Genomic DNA, 17,255 nt, shown 5'->3' with positions numbered 1-17,255 from the left:
TTATGAAAAACATCCTCTTTTATATTGCTATTTTCTTTTTAAATAGTGCTATTGCGCAAGTATCGGATTTTAAAAACATCGACTTCACGATTGCAGATAATACTGCGATGCTTCACGAAGGCAAAAGTTTAGAAAATCTGCCGCTACTTGCGCATCATCTTACATCGCATTTAAAAACAGATGTGGAGAAATTTAGAGCAATTTATACTTGGGTTTGCAAAAACATTCAAGGAGATGCGAACCAAGACAGTAAAGTTTCCAAGCAAAGAAAAAAACTCAAAAACGATAGTGTAGCATATCTAAAATGGAATAACACGTACAAGAAAACAGCGTTTAAAAAGCTACTGAAAAACAAAAAAACCATGTGTACCGGTTATGCCTATTTAATTAAAGAACTATGTTTTTTAGCGCATATAGAATGTGAAATTATTAATGGGTATGGCAGATCTACCGAAGCGAATATTACCGACTTAGAACTTGCGAACCATTCCTGGAATGCCGTAAAACTAAATAACAAATGGTATTTATGTGATGCTACTTGGTCTAGTGGTTATATGGTATATGCTTCGCTTTTTGTGCAAGATTATAACGATGGTTATTTTTTAACCGATCCAGTTTTATTTGGACAAAACCATTATCCGTCACAAAAAAAATGGTTATTAGATAGCAATTTAATAGCTTCTCCTTTTGTTGCTTCTCCTCTAGTCTATGGCGAAACATTTACGCATAAAATGATTGCGGTACATCCTAAAAAAATGCAAGTGCATTCTAAAGTAAACGAAGAGATTCCGTTTCGCATTAAAACATTAAAAGAGGAGAATACGAATAGCATTTCGTTAATTCAATATTCTGGAAATTCGGAAAAAACCTTTCCGATTTATAATCTTAAAAACGAAAATGGCTCCCTAAGTTTCACCACACAAATTAAACGCAAAGGCGATTATGATGTGCATATAAAAATGGAAGAAGACATTGTTGCAACCTATACCATAAGCGTAACCAAAAGTTAAAAAACAGGACTTTTTATGGTTATAATTAACACAAGGTTGACATCGCTAAAAACAATTAAACTACCTTTGCATTACGATGCAGAACAAGTTAAAAACCTATTTAAAAACCACCGAACTATTCCTGAAAGGCTCTAGTTTTTACAGAGGCGTTGTATTAACTGTTGCTGTTGTTTTACCGCTATTTATTTTTAACACTATTGGCTTATTTGCCTACGCTCCAGCTATTGCTCTTGGTACTTTTTTAAATGCACCAAGTGATATTCCGGGAAGTTTAAAACGTAAAATTAATGGGATATTAATTAGCATTGTGCTTACCATGCTGGTGACGTTTATTGTTTTTATAACCAAACCTGTTTTTGTTTTACTACTCATAGCCATTGCAATTTTAAGTTTTGCGATTAGTTTAATTTCGGTCTATGGTTTTAGAGCTTCCTTAATTTCCTTTTCCGGATTATTAGCCATTGTATTGGCATTAGCTGTTGCAAAACCAGATTTAAAATCGATGTTGCTTCATGTTGGTTTATTAGGAATAGGAGGTTTATGGTATTTAACCGTATCCTTATTATCGAATTGGTTGTTTCCTAAAAAGGATGACGACCAGCTATTATCGGACACCTTATCCCTTACTGGAAAATATTTAAAAGTTAGAGCAAAGCTACTTACCAAGCCGAATAAGCGTGAAAAACTTTCCACAAAGCATTTGTACTTCAAACACAAATAAGTGAAAAACACGAAACATTAAGAGAGTTGCTTTTTGAAGGAAGAAAACGTTCTGGTAGATCGCATTCTAATGAACGACGCCTTTTAATATTTATATCTTTAGTCGATATTTTTGAATTGGCATTAGCAAACTCTTTAGATTATTCTAAAATAGATTCGCTATTTGGCTTGCATAAAACGCATTTAAAATCTTTCAAAAAAATGAATAAAGTCATGGGTAATCACCTCATCACTTTATCGGAACTATTAATAAAAAAAGGAGAACTTCCAGACATCGATTTATTAAATAAAGCAGCTAAAAAAACAGAGCAGGCAATACTAGAATATGTCGACCAAGTAGGATTACCAAAAGCTCGCGAAGGAGCCATTACACTTCGAAACCTTCAAGATTACCAAAAGCAATTAGTACAAGAAGTAAAAGCCATTAGACGTGTATTAAGCAAGGTAAAAGACAATTCAAAAGCAAGGTTAAAAACACAAGAATCAAAACAATTTCTAACCTCGCAAGAATACAATTTTAATATATTACTACAGCATTTTAGTTTTAATTCGCCAATGCTTAGGCATGCATTACGACTTTCTTCAGCTATTGTTTTTGGTTTTTTACTAGGTAGTTTATTAGACTTAAAAAATGCCTATTGGATTATATTAACCATCATTGTGATTATGCGTCCTAATTATGGTTTAACCAAAGAACGTTCTAAAAATAGAATTATAGGAACCATTATTGGAGCAGTAATAGCAACAAGCATTATTTTAATTACCAAAAACACGACGGTTTACATGGTATTGGCTGTGGTGTCCTTAACCTTTGCTTTTTCTTTAATTCAGCAAAGCTATAAAGTTGGCGCTGCTTTTATCACTTTAAATATTGTGTTTGTTTATGCCTTGATAGATCCTAATGCATTTTTGGTGGTTCAATATCGTGTTATAGATACTATACTTGGAGCTATTATTGCAGTTCTAGCCAACTATTTATTGTTCCCAAGTTGGGAATATAAAAACCTAGATGCTGTTATTGTAGATGTCATGCTTTCTAATAGTGCCTATTTAGAAGCTACTAAGAATTTATACCATAACAAAAAGGAAAATAGTTTAGCCTATAAATTATCCCGAAAGAAGGCTTTTTTAGCCATGAGTAATTTAAATGCAGCCTTTCAAAGATTAACACAAGATCCAAGATCGAAACAAAAAGAATCGGCTTTAATTTATGAAATGGTAACCTTAAACCACACCGTTCTTTCTGCTATTGCATCTATTGGAACCTATATTTTAAATCACAAAACGACTTCTGCTTCCGAGGAATTTGATACTATTATTGCAGATATTACGACTTCCTTAAAACAAGCGGCTTCCAAATTAGAGAGTAATGAAACGCTTACGGTTTCCGAAGAAAAAGAAATAGTACAAGCACATGAAAAACTGCAAAAACGCTATGCTTATTTATCGCAAAAAAGAGATATTGCGATTCAAGCTGGTCAGACCCAAATTGATACTAAAACCCTATTAAATCTACAAGAAGCACATTTGATTAGCAATCAATTACTCTGGCTAAAATCGTTATCCATTAATTTAAACAATGTCACTTTAAAGTATACTTCGGTTTTTAATTAACGGGTTTCGTTACACCGTATGGAAGGAAGTGAAAAAGGGATAATTTTATTTTAAGACTTCCATTACTTTTAGGTTATCTTTGCACAAAATAAATTACATGTCATTTAAAGACTTACAACTAAACAAACCTTTGCTACGTGCTATTGCAGATGCTGGTTACGACAATCCTACCTTAGTACAAGAAAAAACAATTCCTTTTGTGCTAGACAGAAAAGATGTTATTTGTTCTGCGCAAACAGGAACTGGTAAAACGGCAGCATTTGCTTTGCCAATTTTACAATTGTTATACGACAAGCAAGAAGGATCTAAAAAGGGAAAAAAGATTCGTGCGTTAATTGTAAGTCCGACTAGAGAATTAGCTTCTCAAATTCAGGAAAACTTTAAAACCTATGCCAAAAACACCAATTTAACAAGTACGGTTATTTATGGAGGAACAAGTATAGAACCACAAAAAGACGTATTAAAAAAGGGAGTTGATATTTTAATTGCTACGCCTGGACGTTTGTTAGATTTACACAAACAAGATTGTTTGAATCTGGATTATGTGGAAACTTTGGTTTTAGATGAAGCAGATCTTATGTTGGACATGGGATTTATTGATGATGTAAAAAAAGTAGAACGCCTTTGTCCGGAAGGAAAACAGATTTTATTGTTTTCGGCAACCATCCCTTTTAAAGTAGAACAACTTGCAAATACTATTTTAAATGCGCCAGAACGTATTGCTATTACGCCTACTTCTACTGCTGCAAAAAATGTTAGTCAGGTGTTGTATTACGTACCAAAAAAGGATAAAATTGAATTGTGTTTACACTTACTTCGTAAAACGATAAAAGGAAATATTCTAATTTTCAGACGTACCAAATATGGTGTCGATAAGTTAGAAAAAACACTTTTGAATAATGACTTTAAAGTAGAAACTATTCATGGTGACAAAGACCAGAACTTACGTCAAGATGCACTTAAAAAGTTCAAGAATGGCTATGTAAATATTTTGGTTGCTACAGATGTTGCTGCTCGTGGAATTGATATTAATGAGTTGGACGCGGTTATCAATTTCGATTTACCAAACGTACCAGAAACCTACGTACATAGAATTGGTAGAACAGGTCGTGCTGGTAATTTTGGAACAGCGTATTCTTTAGTTTCTGCCGATGAGAAAGCCTATGTTAAAAGCATTCAGCAATTAATTAATGTACAGATTCCTGTTGAAGAAGACCATCCGTATCCTTTAGATCCTAAAGCACAAGCGGTGAGACATACTTCTAAAAAAACAGGAAGTAAGCATAAAAAAGGTCGTAAAAGCGAAGCTTCAAAAAAGAAAAAGAAGCGTTGGTATTAGGATTGTTGATTGTTGATTGAAGACTGAAACCTATGTCATTTCGAGCATGTCGAGAAATCTCTGAAACAATTACTCCTGCAAGACAATGACTGATGACTGATGACTGATGACTGATGACTGATGACTGATGACTGATGACTGATGACTGATGACTGATGACTGATGACTGATGACTGATGACTGATGACTGAAACTTATGTCATTTCGAGTGAAATTGCTTTTTTGCAATTTAGTATCGAGAACTAATTATATTAAAAATTAAAAAACGACGGAAGACGTAAACCTATATCATTTCGAGCATGTCGAGAAATCTCTGAAACAATTACTCCTGCAAGACAATGACTGATGACTGATGACTGATGACTGATGACTGATGACTGATGACTGATGACTGATGACTGATGACTGATGACTGATGACTGATGACTGAAACTTATGTCATTTCGAGCATATCGAGAAATCTCTTTTATCCTTTTTCCCTTATCCCTTTTCCCTTCTCCCTTTTCCCTTTTCCCTTTTTCCCTTTTCCCCTTTCCTCTAAATAAAAACGCCATTTTTCAACGTACGTATTAAAGACTAATATTTTGTTTATCTTGCTACACCAACTCCCTGTGCATGAGAAACGATTACACTTCAGATGTCTTTAAAAAACTACTAGATAAATTACAACAAGAAAGTTGGCAATTAGAATTACTGATTTCTGGTTTTGCTATTTTTGGATTGTTTAGTATTCAAAGTTATATATTTGAGGAGTACGCGCAAAACGCTCAAGATGCTAACGTGTACAGAATTGGATTATTAGCAAGTGCAACACCTATTATATTTATTTTATTATTCAATTTAATCATTCATGTTTTATTGCGTGGCTTATGGATTGGCGCTTTAGGTTTACGTTATGTTTCTGGAGATATTGATTATGACGAACTAAAGTATTCTGAAAAATTCACCACCTATTTAAAACGAAAAGTAGGCTCATTCGACAGGTATATTTCTAGACTAGAAGATTACTGTAGCATCATGTTTGCGGTTTCCTTCTTAATGGTTTTTTACGTTTTAGGACTAACCATGTTACTCGTTATATATTTAATTGGAAATCATTATTTCAATCTATATCAAGGTCCTTATTCTAATGTTTTATTTTTTATAGGAAATACTCTCGGTATTGTATTTTTAATTGGTGTTCTTTTAACCTTTATAGATTTTATTACGCAAGGTTTTTTGAAAAAGAAAAAATGGCTCTCTACAATCTATTTCCCTTTTTATAAAGTCTTTAGTTTTTTCACACTTTCTTTTTTATACCGACCATTGGTCTACAATTTTCTAGACAACAAGTTTGGTAGACGTATTAGCTACTTATTATTTCCTTTATATTTTCTGATTTTTTTATCCACATCCACCTATTATAAAACTTCCAATTATATAAAATCCACCAATCTTTCAACAAATCAGTTTGCAAGTAATAATAATTATTACGATACTTTACCGGAAAAAGAACAGGTAATAACAGCAGCTATTTCTAAAAAGATTATTACAAAACCTTTTCTCCCTTTTTTCATTCCTTATGTAGAAAATATTGAAGATCGAATTATAGAATTTAATCCTTCGTTAAAACCTGAAAAAGATAAACGTGGTCTTAGTAGTAGTATTTCTATTAACTCTAATAGTAGAAAACTAAACAAAGACAGTTTAATTACAGAATATTTAAAAACCTTTAAACAGATATATAAAATATCTATAGACAACATGAAGTATAATCAAGACTATATCCTTTCCGAAAACAAAAAGAAACAAATTGGTTTTGAAACTATTATAGAATTAGACAGCTTACAAAAAGGAAAACATATTCTTCAATTAAAAAGAAAAATGCAACCAGAAAAGGATTCTTTAGGAACTATTATTAGTATTCCTTTTTGGTATTATCCCGATTAATATTACACACTTAATCGTTTATCAAAATAATGTTTTAAAACAGGAATCTGAATACAAATCATTAATCCTAAAGAAAGAATAGCATACATCAATGTTTTAGGCAAACTAAAGCTAGAAAGGGACTGTGTTAGGTTATTATTAGTGAGCTTACTAAAATCTAAAGCATGAAACCACGTAGATTCTTCGGTAGTAGTACTCAGAAATAAATAGCCCGTTATTGCAACTAACAAAAATCCGCCAACAAACCACAAATAACCAGGAATTAAAGGCTTGTAAGTCGTCACTTTTTTACTTTCTAAAGCTTCCACTTGTGACATGATACTATTGGTAAAATCTACCGAAGGAGATTCCACAGATAACGAATGCATCATCTTATCGACTAATTCCTCTATGTTTTTATTTTCTTTCTCTTGCATAACTTTCAATGATTTCTGGTTCTAATTTATTCTGCAAAATGGTAGTTAGTTTTTTTCGACTTCTAAATAGTTTTACTTTTACATGATTTGCTTTTACACCAATAACTTTCCCAATTTCTTCTAAAGAAAGTTCTTCAAAATAATATAAGGTTAGTAACGCACAATCGGCTGCAGGTAACATTTGCAAACAATCCTGAATCGCTTGCTTACTTTCTTGTGCTTCCATAATACTTAAAGCATTATCTAAAGTCTTTACTTCATGTGCTGTAAATTCATTAATAGCAACGGTGTTTTGCTTTCGCTTATTACTTTTAATTCTATCTAAACAGGTGTTATAACCAATTCTATAAATCCAAGTAGAAAATTTAGAATCGCCTTTAAAGTTTTTCAACTTTTTAAATACTTTAATAAAAGTATCTTGCGAAACTTCTTCTGCTTCTTCCCTATTCTTCAGCATTTGTATGGCTAAAGTAAATACCAAGTCCTTATAACGATCTACCAATACAGCAAACGCTTTGGTATCTCCTTCTAGGATTTGTTGGATGATTATTTGATCTTGGTTAGTGGTCATTTGCGCATTGGACGACAAAATAGCAGACTTGGTTACAGCCTCTAGTAAAAAATATTTTGAAAAAGTTGTAACCATCCTTTAAAAGTTGTCGTCTTAAGCATAAGAACACATAAAATTAATCAATTAAAAACAAACAATTATGGGATCAGAATTAATTATTTTACCAGTGATATTTGGTGCAATTTTCGGAGTATTTTATTTATACTTTTCTACTAGAAACAAAGAACGTTTAGCACTTATTGAAAAAGGTGTAGATGCAAGTATTTTCACCAAAGCAAAGGGACACACTGCTCCAATATGGAAAGTACTCATTTTAAACTTAGCCTTATTATTAATGGGAATTGGCTTAGGTACTTTTATCGCTTCTTTATTAGATAGCTTCACGTCACTAGATGAGGACGCTATTTATCCTGCAACTATTTTCTTTATGGCTGGTGTTGGATTATTTATAGGATTCAATCTAACTAAAAATTTAGATAAAGAATAACACCTACTACTTCTTCAACCCATAAAACTGCTAGCCAATCACTAGCAGTTTTTTTATTTTATAATGTATCTTTATATTTCTAATAAGGAAACCTTTTAAAAGATGAAAAACATTCTAGCTCTTTTTTGTTTGTGTATTGCATTTACTTCTTGTAAAGACGAAGTGAAAAAAGAAACTTCAGAAACAAAAACAACAGTGAATTCCGAATTCAAAAACATGTTGGATACCTACTACCAAGATGGTTTAAAGCTAAATCCTATAGCTGCAACATTTGCTGGTGACAACCGATATAATGATAAAATGCCAAACTTTTTATCTCCAATATACAAGGCAAAACAGAAAGCCTATTATATCAATTATAAAAATATTTTAAACAGGTATAAAGACACAGACCTAAACGAAAGCGAAAAATTAAGTAAAGCCACTTTAAATTGGGATATTGATATTAATCTTGCCGATTTATCCTTTAAAAAAGACCTCATGCCAATCGATCAAATGTGGTCGCCGCATTTAAATATCGGGCAACTTGCAAGTGGTTCTGGAGCACAACCTTTTAAGACGGTTACAGATTATAACAATTGGTTAAAACGCGTAGACGGTTATTTACTTTGGCTCGCTTCCGCGGAAAGCAATATGAAAGAAGGAATAAAATCTGGTCATGTATTACCAAAAGCATTGATTAAAAAAGTAATTCCCCAAATGGCTGCCATGGCGGAAGCTAATGTAGAAAATCATTTATTCTATCAACCAATAAAAAATTTCCCGGAAGGTTTTTCGGAAGAAGACAAGAAAAAACTAACCGCATCTTACACCACAATGGTAAAAGACAAAGTGATTCCTGCATATAAAAAAATGCACGATTTTATGAGCACAACCTACTTAAAAGCGGGAAGAGCATCTAGCGGAATTTCTGCAACACCAAAAGGAGCAGCATATTACAACCATCAAATAAAAAAGTACACGACGACGAATAGGTCTGCAGATGAAATTCATGCACTTGGATTAAAAGAAGTCGCTAGAATTTTATCGGAAATGGAAAAAGTAAAAACCCAAGTTGGCTATGAAGGAGATATAAAATCGTTTTTTGATTTTGTAAGAAACAATAAAGAGCTCATGCCTTTTACAGATCCGCAACAAGTATTAGATAACTTTAATACCATTCATGAAACCATGAAACCAAAGTTAGCAGAATTATTTGATGTAACTCCAAAAACAGCTTTCGAGGTTAGACGTACAGAAGCTTTTAGAGAAGCATCAGCAAGTGCAGAGTACAATCAAGGATCTTTAGATGGTACGCGACCAGGTATTTTTTACACACCAATTCCAGACGTTGCCAAATACAATACATTTAGTGACGAAGCGTTATTTTTACACGAAGCCATTCCAGGACATCATTACCAAATTTCTTTACAACAAGAAGATGAAGATTTACCAGAATTTAGAAAAACACTTTGGTATAGCGCTTACGGTGAAGGTTGGGCTTTGTACAGCGAATCGTTAGGCAAAGAGTTAGGTTTATATACCGATCCGTACCAGTATTTCGGAATGTTAGGTATGGAAATGCACAGAGCAATTCGTTTAGTAGTAGATACAGGAATGCATGTAAAAGGTTGGACGCGTGAGCAAGCCATTCAATATTCATTAGATAATGAAGCAGAAAGCGAAGCAAGTATCATTTCTGAAATTGAACGTTATATGGCGAATCCCGGACAAGCATTATCGTATAAAATAGGGCAACTTAAAATTATGGAGCTTCGTGCAAAAGCCGAAAAAGAGCTAGGTGCAAAATTTGATATTAGACAATTTCATAACCAAGTTTTAGAAACGGGTTGTGTACCACTAGCTTTATTAGAAAATAAAATCGATAACTGGATTGCAGCAAACAAATAGGTTCTCGTCATGTCACTTCGAGTGATCCCGATATTTCTTCGGGATTGTATCGAGAAGCGCAGTGATCCCGATTTTTCTTCGGGATTGTATCGAGAAGCGCAGTGATCCCGATTTTTCTTCGGGATTGTATCGAGAAGCGCAATTATAAGAAACAAGTAAATGGCTTTAAGAAGCGTAGTGTTTTTTTAAAGAAATTTTAAATTAATACTTTTAAAACAAGATGTTCTCGATACATTTCTCCTAAAGTCGAAACACTCGAACTGACAATAACATAATCGTCATGTCACTTCGAGTGATCCCGATTTTTCTTCGGGATTGTATCGAGAAGCGCAGTGATCCCGATTTTTCTTCGGGATTGTATCGAGAAGCGCAGTGATCCCGATTTTTCTTCGGGATTGTATCGAGAAGAAAAAAAACAAAATGATAAAAAACGCAATTATAATATTTACCTACTTACTAAGTAGTATCACTTTTAGTCAAACAACGATTGTAGATCAAGAAAATAGAAATCCGGTATCCTATGCTACAGTTTCCTTTGGAAATGGACATGGAATTTTTGCCGATGATGAAGGGAAATTCATTTTTACAAAAAAACTATATGCAGATATAGACACGCTTTTTATTTCAGCTTTAGGCTATAAAGACTATAAAGTAGCCACTGTAAATCTGACAAAAACGGTAGAGCTATTACCATTTCAAGATGCTTTAGACGAAGTACTTTTACGCTACACTCCAAAAGGAAAATCTAAAGAAGAAACCTTAAAACCAACCGTACACGACGATTACTACAAATGTTGGTTACCAACTATAGAAAGTGAAATTGCCGTTTATTTTGATAACGATAATCCTGCGAAAGCAAAAAAAGTAAACACCTTACTTTTACCCATTAAAGTAGAAGCAAAAGATTGGAGTAAACGCAAAACAAAAACGTCGAATAAACTTCCATTTTCTACTTTATTTCGCGTGCAGTTTTATGAAAACGAAGATGGACTTCCTGGTGATGTTTTAACCTACGATAAAATAATTTTCAGAGTTACAGAAGCTAGTGAAAGTGTTTTTGAAGTAGATGTTTCTAGCAATAATATTTATATTCCTAAAGAAGGGATGTTTGTTTCGCTTCAAGTTTTAGGCTATACCGATAAAGCCGGAAAATTATTACCTAACAAAAAATACAGAGAAGTAAAAACAGCGCGTGGCATTGTAAAAGTATCGACCACCTTTAGACCTCTTTTACCTTTTACCGATCAAGTAAAAACGCCAAAAACTTTCGTAAAACGTGTGTTTTTAAATAACAACCAATGGGTTTTATTCGACAAGAAGAATATTCAGGATTCCAACCTGTTAAAAGCTGGGCTAAATAATTATGCAATTGGTTTAGGGCTGCAGGTGTATAAAGAGGAAGAGTAAATTATTCCACAGGGAAATCAAAATACTGATTTTTAAAAGGCTCGCCTCGTAACGTAAAATGCCACCATTCTTTTGGATAATGTCTAAAGCCATGTTTAGCATTATAGTATGTAATAATGCTCTATTGGCTTTTTGTGCTTGAGTTAAACCTTCATGAAGATACCAAGAAGGCGTTCCAAAATAATCATAAGGCGTTCCCATGTCTAGTTCTTTTCCTGTTTTTAAATCCACAATAGTAAGATCGATAGTACTACCACTACTATGTCTAGACTTTGAAGCGATATAACCATCTCTAAATAAATTACGCTTGTCCACATTTGGATAATACTGCTGTTTCATTAAAGTATCCTTCACATTTTTTGCCCATTTAGAAAAATGATTCACCGCTTGTTGTGGTCGGTACGCATCAAATACTTTTAAAGACAAACTGTCCTTTTTTAAATCTTCTTGTACTTTTTTTAAAGCATAAGCGGCTTGCTTAGTAAGTATGCAAACCTCTGCATGATATCCGTCTACTGGTTCACCAACAAAATTATTATTCAAACAATAACGAAGTTCTAATTGTATAGACGGAATTACATCCTCTACATAAACAAATCCTTCTGGTAATTGTGCAAACGCTGATAATTGCAATAGAAATAGTAAAAAAGCAAGCTTAATTTTCATATTAGAATCTTTAAATGCTAATTTAGGAAAAATATAAACGTATTCCGGATCTATAAATTATGTTATTTAACGAAGCAATAAATTTGCAATTAGCGGATGGTGAAGCAATCTATTATCCAGAATGTTTCCAAAAAACAGAAGCAGATGCCTATTTTAAATCCTTATTAAAAACAGTGGATTGGCAACAAGATAACATCACTCTTTTTGGTAAAACACATGCGCAACCAAGGCTTACTGCATTGTATGCAAATAACAACAATACCTACTCCTACTCTAATATTACCATGCATCCAAAAGTCTTCACAAAAGAACTTTTAGAAATTAAACAACATATAGAAAGCATTTGCAATATTCATTTCACTACTTGTTTAGCAAACTTATATCGCAACGGAAAAGACAGTAATGGTTGGCATGCAGATAATGAAAAAGCTTTAGGCAAACACCCAATAATAGCTTCGGTAAGTTTTGGAGCTACTCGATCTTTTCATTTAAAACATAAAACGAAGAAAGAACAGAAGTGTAAAATACAATTAGAATCTGGCAGTTTGTTACTAATGAAAGGTGCCACGCAAGAAAACTGGCTACATCAAATTCCAAAAACAAAGAAAGAAGTTGGAGAAAGAATCAATCTAACTTTTAGAATTATTTCAAAATAAGGCATAAAAAAAACAGAGGTCCCTCAACCTCTGTTCTTGTAATTTGCATATTATATTATGGTATGATTTAGGGTCTCTAGTATCAACAACATAATGCAAATATTAATTAATTAATCCAATGCACTAAAAGTGTGTCTTTAGTACACTTCAAATATAGAACTATATCTGAAGTTTAACGTTTAAAAGTATTTATTTTCGATGAAATACACTTTTTTTTAACATTTGGTGTCCAAATCCACTAAATAATCGACGAAATGCACAATTTTATATTTTAAAACATTCTCATTATTTTATCTTTTTGTAGATTAATTTCATTTAATTTTACGTTATAGATACTATATGGCATGCTATTTTTGCAAAAAAACTATTAAAATCACAACCTATGAAATTCAAATTTTTAATTCTAACAGTATTCATTACTTGTTCCGTTTTTGCTCAAGAAAAACTTTTTACTGCAGAAGAAATTGCCATTAATGAATTAATAGATGGCACACTTTTAATACCGAATACCAATAACAAATCGGTGTTAGCAATTATTATTGCAGGTTCTGGACCAACGAACAGAGATGGAAATCAGAACTTTTTAAAGAATAATTCCCTAAAAAAACTTGCCGAAGGGTTATCTAACCAAAATATTGCAACCTTTAGATATGATAAACGTATCGTTAAACAAATACGAAAAGGAAAAGTGGACAAAAACATTATGTTTGATGATTTTGTTACGGACGCTGTTTCTGTATTAGATTATTTTAAAGAAAAGAATCGCTTTTCAAAAATATACGTTATTGGCCATAGCCAAGGGAGTTTGGTTGGTATGCTTGCTGCAAAAGATAAAGCAGATGGTTTTATTTCTTTAGCTGGCGCAGGAAAATCCATAGATGCGTTGATACAGGAACAAATAGAAAAAACCTATCCTATGTATGGAGAAGACTCTAAAAAAGTATTTGCTATTTTAAAGAAAAACAAAACCACAACAGACTATCCTCCTGCTTTAGCTTCCGTTTTTGATCTTAGCTTACAACCTTTTATGAGTAATTGGATACAATACAATCCTGTTGAAAAAATTAAAGAATTAAACATGCCAATCCTTATTATTAATGGTACTAAAGATTTACAAGTATCTACGGAAGAAGCAACCCTTTTAAAAGAAGCGACACCAAAAGCAGAAATTAAGATTATAGAAAATATGAATCATATCTTATTTACTATTGAAGGAAGTGATTTAGAAAACTCGAAATCGTATAATGAATCTTTTAGAGAATTAAATCCTGAGGTTATTGAAAGTATAGTGAAATTTATAAACTAATTATTTTGAAAAAGATACTACTCGTTATATTATCTGCTTTTTGTTTCAGCACCTTTGCACAATCGGAAAAACTTGATGGTAATTACAATTTAAGTATAGAAACTGAAAACGCTTCGTTTACATATACACTTATCTTACAACAAGATGGTACTTTTATATTCCATTCCTATACAAATAACAAACAAGCAATTCCTCCAGAATCTAATACATACGGAAAAGGCACTTGGACTTCAGAAAAAAATATAATTACATTTTCTGCAAACCCAAATACCGATTTTAACGAAAAACACACACTGGATTTTAATAATTCTAAAGCAAGATTTATTAGTAAATCACCACGAGACAAATCGGATAAGGTTGTAAAAACAAGACTTCAATTTTATAAATCAGATATTTTCTGGATGCAAGGAAAAGAATTACTGAAGCAATAATTAAAATTGCAGCTCTATTTTTCTAAAACAAATTTCAGTAGAAGGCATAAAAAAAGAAAAGCATTCCAAAGAATGCTTTTCTTAACTAACCAACCAAAAATTAGTTACTACACTTTTATTAAAAGTAACCACACTTTAAAAAGCTTCTTGTAGTAACTGTAAAGTATATTTCAAATCTCGTGCCAAACTTTTAAAATTCCCATTTAATTTGGTATTTTGCGTGTATAAACGAACTAACATGGAAAACACACCTCTAATTACCAACGATGCAATAGTCTTTGGCTTCTTAATGCTTGCATTAGGCTTTGTATTTTATACCGAAAATATTAAAACCGGATTTTGGTCTAAATTCTATAAAATTGTTCCAGGACTTTTTATGGCATATATGGTTCCTGCTGTTTTAACTTCTTTTGGTTTAATTTCTCCAGAATGGGAGACCGTAGACAAAGCTGGTGAAATCGTGAGTCATAAATCGAGTATCTATCATGTATCTAGTCGTTATTTACTTCCTGCAGCATTAGTATTAATGACGCTAAGTATCGATTTAAAATCTGTTTTTAACTTAGGTTGGAAAGCGCTTATTATGTTTTTCACAGGAACTATAGGTATTATAATTGGAGGACCTATCGCTATCTTTTTAATCTCTATGGTATCTCCAGAAACGGTTGGAGGTATTGGCCCAGACGCAGTATGGAGAGGTTTATCTACACTTGCAGGAAGCTGGATTGGTGGTGGAGCAAATCAAACAGCCATGTTAGAAATTTATGGCTACAACCAAAAACTCTATGGAGGAATGGTCTTTGTAGATATTGTAGTTGCCAACATTTGGATGGCCATTATATTAATTGGTATTGGTAAACGCGACCGAATTAATAAATGGTTAAAAGCAGATACCGCTTCTATTGAAGCACTTAAAGAAAAAGTATCTTCCTTTACCGAAAGCGTAAAAAGAACGCCAACCTTAACCGATTATATGTTAATTCTAGCCATAGCATTTGGTTCGGTTAGTTTTGCGCATTTATGTTCTGGTTTTTTAGCGCCATTTTTCGAAAATACCGTTGCAGGAATAGCATCTGCAACCACTAGAAATATGCTTACCTTTTTAGGATCTAGTTTTTTCTGGATGATAAGCATCTCTACACTTATAGCTATATTCTTATCATATACCAAAGCTAAAAATTACGAAGGCGCTGGAGCAAGTAAAATAGGTAGTATCTTTATTTATATACTTGTAGCTTCTATTGGTATGAAAATGGATTTAACCATGATTTTCGATAACGTAGGCTTAATTGCAATCGGTGTGGTTTGGATGACCATTCATGCCATCCTATTAATTCTAGTCGCAAAACTTATAAAAGCACCATACTTCTTTTTAGCAGTAGGTAGCCAAGCCAATGTAGGTGGCGCAGCATCTGCCCCAATTGTAGCCGCTGCTTTTCATCCATCGCTAGCAACAGTAGGTGTACTTCTGGCTGTATTTGGATATGCCGTTGGAACTATAGCAGCAATTGGTTGTACAATTTTAATGCAAATAGCCGCAGCTAGCTAGTATTTACTAATTATTTATAGCATATTTGCGCATCTTAAAATAATAATAAAAATGTTTTCGTTTTCACGGAAATAATTCTGAAATAATTCAGCTTCAATGAAAAAAACAATATTTGTACTAGCATTAGCAATTCTTTGTTCTTGCGGAAAAGAGAAAGATTTAACGGTAAAAGTTAATATTAAAGGATTAAAAAAAGGAACTGTTTACCTTAAAAAAGCACAAGACACTGCTATTATTACAGTAGATTCTTTAGTGGTTCAAGGAGAAGCTCCAATTATTTTTAGTACCAACTTAGAAACTCCAGAAATGTATTTCTTACAGTTAAACAAAAACACTAGCGATGATGAAACCGTTTCGTTTTTTGCAGATAAAGGAATTACAGAGATTACCACCAGTGTAAAAAACTTTGGAGTAGACGCTAAAATTAAAGGATCTAAGCAGCAAGAAGCTTTAGAAGAGTATCTATTAGTAATATCTCGTTTTAATGATAGAAACCTGAATCTAATAAAAGAAGAGTTTGAAGCAAAAATGGCAAAGGATACTGCCAAAATTGTTGCAAACACTATAGCATATAACCATTTAATAAAAAGCAAATACTTGTATACAGTAAACTTTGCAATAGCGAATAAGGATAATGAAATTGCACCTTATTTAGCATTATCTGAAATTGAAAATGCACAAACAAGGTGGTTAGACACGATAAACAATGTTTTAACACCTAAAGTGAAAGCATCTAAATATGGTAAAGAATTGGAAGCTTTTATTACAGAAAGAAAAAAGAAAAACTAATACGTTTACTTTATCGTATAAAATTAAAATCCCAAACAGAAATGTTTGGGATTTTTTTATGGTCATTTGTAAGAGGAATACTGCATTATGGAACACTATGCTTAAAAAAAGCATATCTAAAAGCAGAGCGGCTTAAAATAACCAACAGAACAATTCTTTGCTTCTTCATTACAGGATCTCTTCTAGCTCTTGAAGATAAACTTCTCGTCCCAAAATATATTGCATAAAAAAACCTCTCAAAAAATGAGAGGTTTTTTAAAGAGCCGATGGAGGGACTCCCTTCGACTACGCTCAGGATAAACTTCTCGTCCCAAAACATATCGCATAAAAAAACCTCTCAAAAAATTGAGAGGTTTTTTAAAGAGCCGATGGAGGGACTCGAACCCACGACCTGCTGATTACAAATCAGCTGCTCTAGCCAGCTGAGCTACATCGGCCAAAAACGAATGCAAATATAATCTTGTAAATGATATTT

Annotated in this window: 16 protein-coding genes and 1 tRNA gene; 13 read left to right on the top strand and 4 right to left on the bottom strand. The window is 32.8% G+C overall.

Going from position 1 to position 17,255, the window contains the following annotated elements; genetic code table 11:
• Positions 1-2 precede the first annotated feature (2 nt).
• From AMD28_RS16200 to AMD28_RS16180, 5 genes are all read left to right on the top strand, one after another.
• On the top strand, positions 3-1,010 hold the full coding sequence (locus tag AMD28_RS16200) for a transglutaminase domain-containing protein (RefSeq protein ID WP_161804647.1): 1,008 nt from the start codon (positions 3-5) through the stop codon (positions 1,008-1,010).
• Between the two features lie 76 nt (positions 1,011-1,086).
• Complete coding sequence (locus tag AMD28_RS19120) at positions 1,087-1,731, top strand: FUSC family membrane protein (protein WP_338035247.1); 645 nt, start codon at positions 1,087-1,089, stop codon at positions 1,729-1,731.
• 26 nt (positions 1,732-1,757) lie between these two features.
• A complete protein-coding gene (locus AMD28_RS16195; protein WP_338035246.1) occupies positions 1,758-3,344 on the top strand; it encodes an FUSC family protein in 1,587 nt (528 codons plus the stop codon).
• Between the two features lie 97 nt (positions 3,345-3,441).
• Entirely contained in the window at positions 3,442-4,683 is a 1,242-nt protein-coding gene (locus AMD28_RS16190) for a DEAD/DEAH box helicase (RefSeq protein ID WP_055445190.1), read from the top strand.
• Positions 4,684-5,298: 615 nt separating this feature from the next.
• On the top strand, positions 5,299-6,612 hold the full coding sequence (locus AMD28_RS16180; protein ID WP_055445188.1) for a hypothetical protein: 1,314 nt from the start codon (positions 5,299-5,301) through the stop codon (positions 6,610-6,612).
• A 2-nt stretch (positions 6,613-6,614) separates the two neighbouring features.
• Here the strand turns inward: AMD28_RS16180 and AMD28_RS16175 are convergent, their stop codons facing one another.
• Together AMD28_RS16175 and AMD28_RS16170 are read right to left on the bottom strand one after the other, a co-directional pair.
• Positions 6,615-7,028 (bottom strand): hypothetical protein, encoded by a 414-nt coding sequence (locus AMD28_RS16175; RefSeq protein WP_055445187.1) that lies wholly within the window; start codon positions 7,026-7,028, stop codon positions 6,615-6,617.
• A complete protein-coding gene (locus AMD28_RS16170; protein ID WP_338035245.1) occupies positions 7,009-7,674 on the bottom strand; it encodes an RNA polymerase sigma factor in 666 nt (221 codons plus the stop codon). Before AMD28_RS16170 ends, AMD28_RS16175 begins: the two co-directional genes overlap by 20 nt.
• Before the next feature lie 64 nt (positions 7,675-7,738).
• Here AMD28_RS16170 and AMD28_RS16165 point away from each other — a divergent pair, with 64 nt between their 5' ends.
• The 3 genes from AMD28_RS16165 to AMD28_RS16155 all read left to right on the top strand — a co-directional run bounded on the left by AMD28_RS16165 (position 7,739) and on the right by AMD28_RS16155 (position 11,383).
• A complete protein-coding gene (locus AMD28_RS16165; protein ID WP_055445186.1) occupies positions 7,739-8,086 on the top strand; it encodes a DUF6249 domain-containing protein in 348 nt (115 codons plus the stop codon).
• 102 nt (positions 8,087-8,188) lie between these two features.
• Entirely contained in the window at positions 8,189-9,976 is a 1,788-nt protein-coding gene (locus AMD28_RS16160) for a DUF885 domain-containing protein (RefSeq protein WP_055445185.1), read from the top strand.
• A 420-nt stretch (positions 9,977-10,396) separates the two neighbouring features.
• Complete coding sequence (locus AMD28_RS16155; protein WP_055445184.1) at positions 10,397-11,383, top strand: peptidase associated/transthyretin-like domain-containing protein; 987 nt, start codon at positions 10,397-10,399, stop codon at positions 11,381-11,383.
• On the opposite strand, the gene AMD28_RS16150 is transcribed toward AMD28_RS16155, so the two are convergent.
• Positions 11,351-12,049 (bottom strand): M15 family metallopeptidase, encoded by a 699-nt coding sequence (locus AMD28_RS16150; RefSeq protein WP_476703242.1) that lies wholly within the window; start codon positions 12,047-12,049, stop codon positions 11,351-11,353. The genes AMD28_RS16155 and AMD28_RS16150 overlap by 33 nt on opposite strands.
• Before the next feature lie 59 nt (positions 12,050-12,108).
• Here AMD28_RS16150 and AMD28_RS16145 point away from each other — a divergent pair, with 59 nt between their 5' ends.
• The 5 genes from AMD28_RS16145 to AMD28_RS16125 all read left to right on the top strand — a co-directional run bounded on the left by AMD28_RS16145 (position 12,109) and on the right by AMD28_RS16125 (position 16,780).
• Positions 12,109-12,705: an alpha-ketoglutarate-dependent dioxygenase AlkB family protein gene (locus AMD28_RS16145; protein ID WP_055445183.1), complete on the top strand. Its 597-nt coding sequence runs from the start codon at positions 12,109-12,111 to the stop codon at positions 12,703-12,705.
• Between the two features lie 382 nt (positions 12,706-13,087).
• Positions 13,088-14,011, top strand: coding sequence for an alpha/beta hydrolase (locus AMD28_RS16140; RefSeq protein WP_055445182.1), 924 nt, complete (start codon positions 13,088-13,090; stop codon positions 14,009-14,011).
• Positions 14,012-14,016: 5 nt separating this feature from the next.
• A complete protein-coding gene (locus AMD28_RS16135) occupies positions 14,017-14,442 on the top strand; it encodes a single stranded DNA-binding domain-containing protein (RefSeq protein WP_055445181.1) in 426 nt (141 codons plus the stop codon).
• Between the two features lie 238 nt (positions 14,443-14,680).
• Complete coding sequence (locus AMD28_RS16130) at positions 14,681-15,991, top strand: DUF819 family protein (RefSeq protein ID WP_055445180.1); 1,311 nt, start codon at positions 14,681-14,683, stop codon at positions 15,989-15,991.
• Between the two features lie 96 nt (positions 15,992-16,087).
• The gene (locus AMD28_RS16125; RefSeq protein WP_055445179.1) at positions 16,088-16,780 is read left to right on the top strand and encodes a DUF4369 domain-containing protein; all 693 of its coding nucleotides are present in this window, start codon (positions 16,088-16,090) and stop codon (positions 16,778-16,780) included.
• A 363-nt stretch (positions 16,781-17,143) separates the two neighbouring features.
• Here AMD28_RS16125 and AMD28_RS16120 read toward each other — a convergent pair.
• Positions 17,144-17,217, bottom strand: a tRNA-Thr gene (locus AMD28_RS16120).
• Positions 17,218-17,255 lie beyond the last annotated feature (38 nt).

It is taken from the genome of Lacinutrix himadriensis (assembly GCF_001418105.1).
GTDB classification, from domain to species: domain Bacteria; phylum Bacteroidota; class Bacteroidia; order Flavobacteriales; family Flavobacteriaceae; genus Oceanihabitans; species Oceanihabitans himadriense.
Note: the sequence above shows the minus strand (reverse complement) of the source record. Positions and strands in the feature narration are given on the sequence as shown.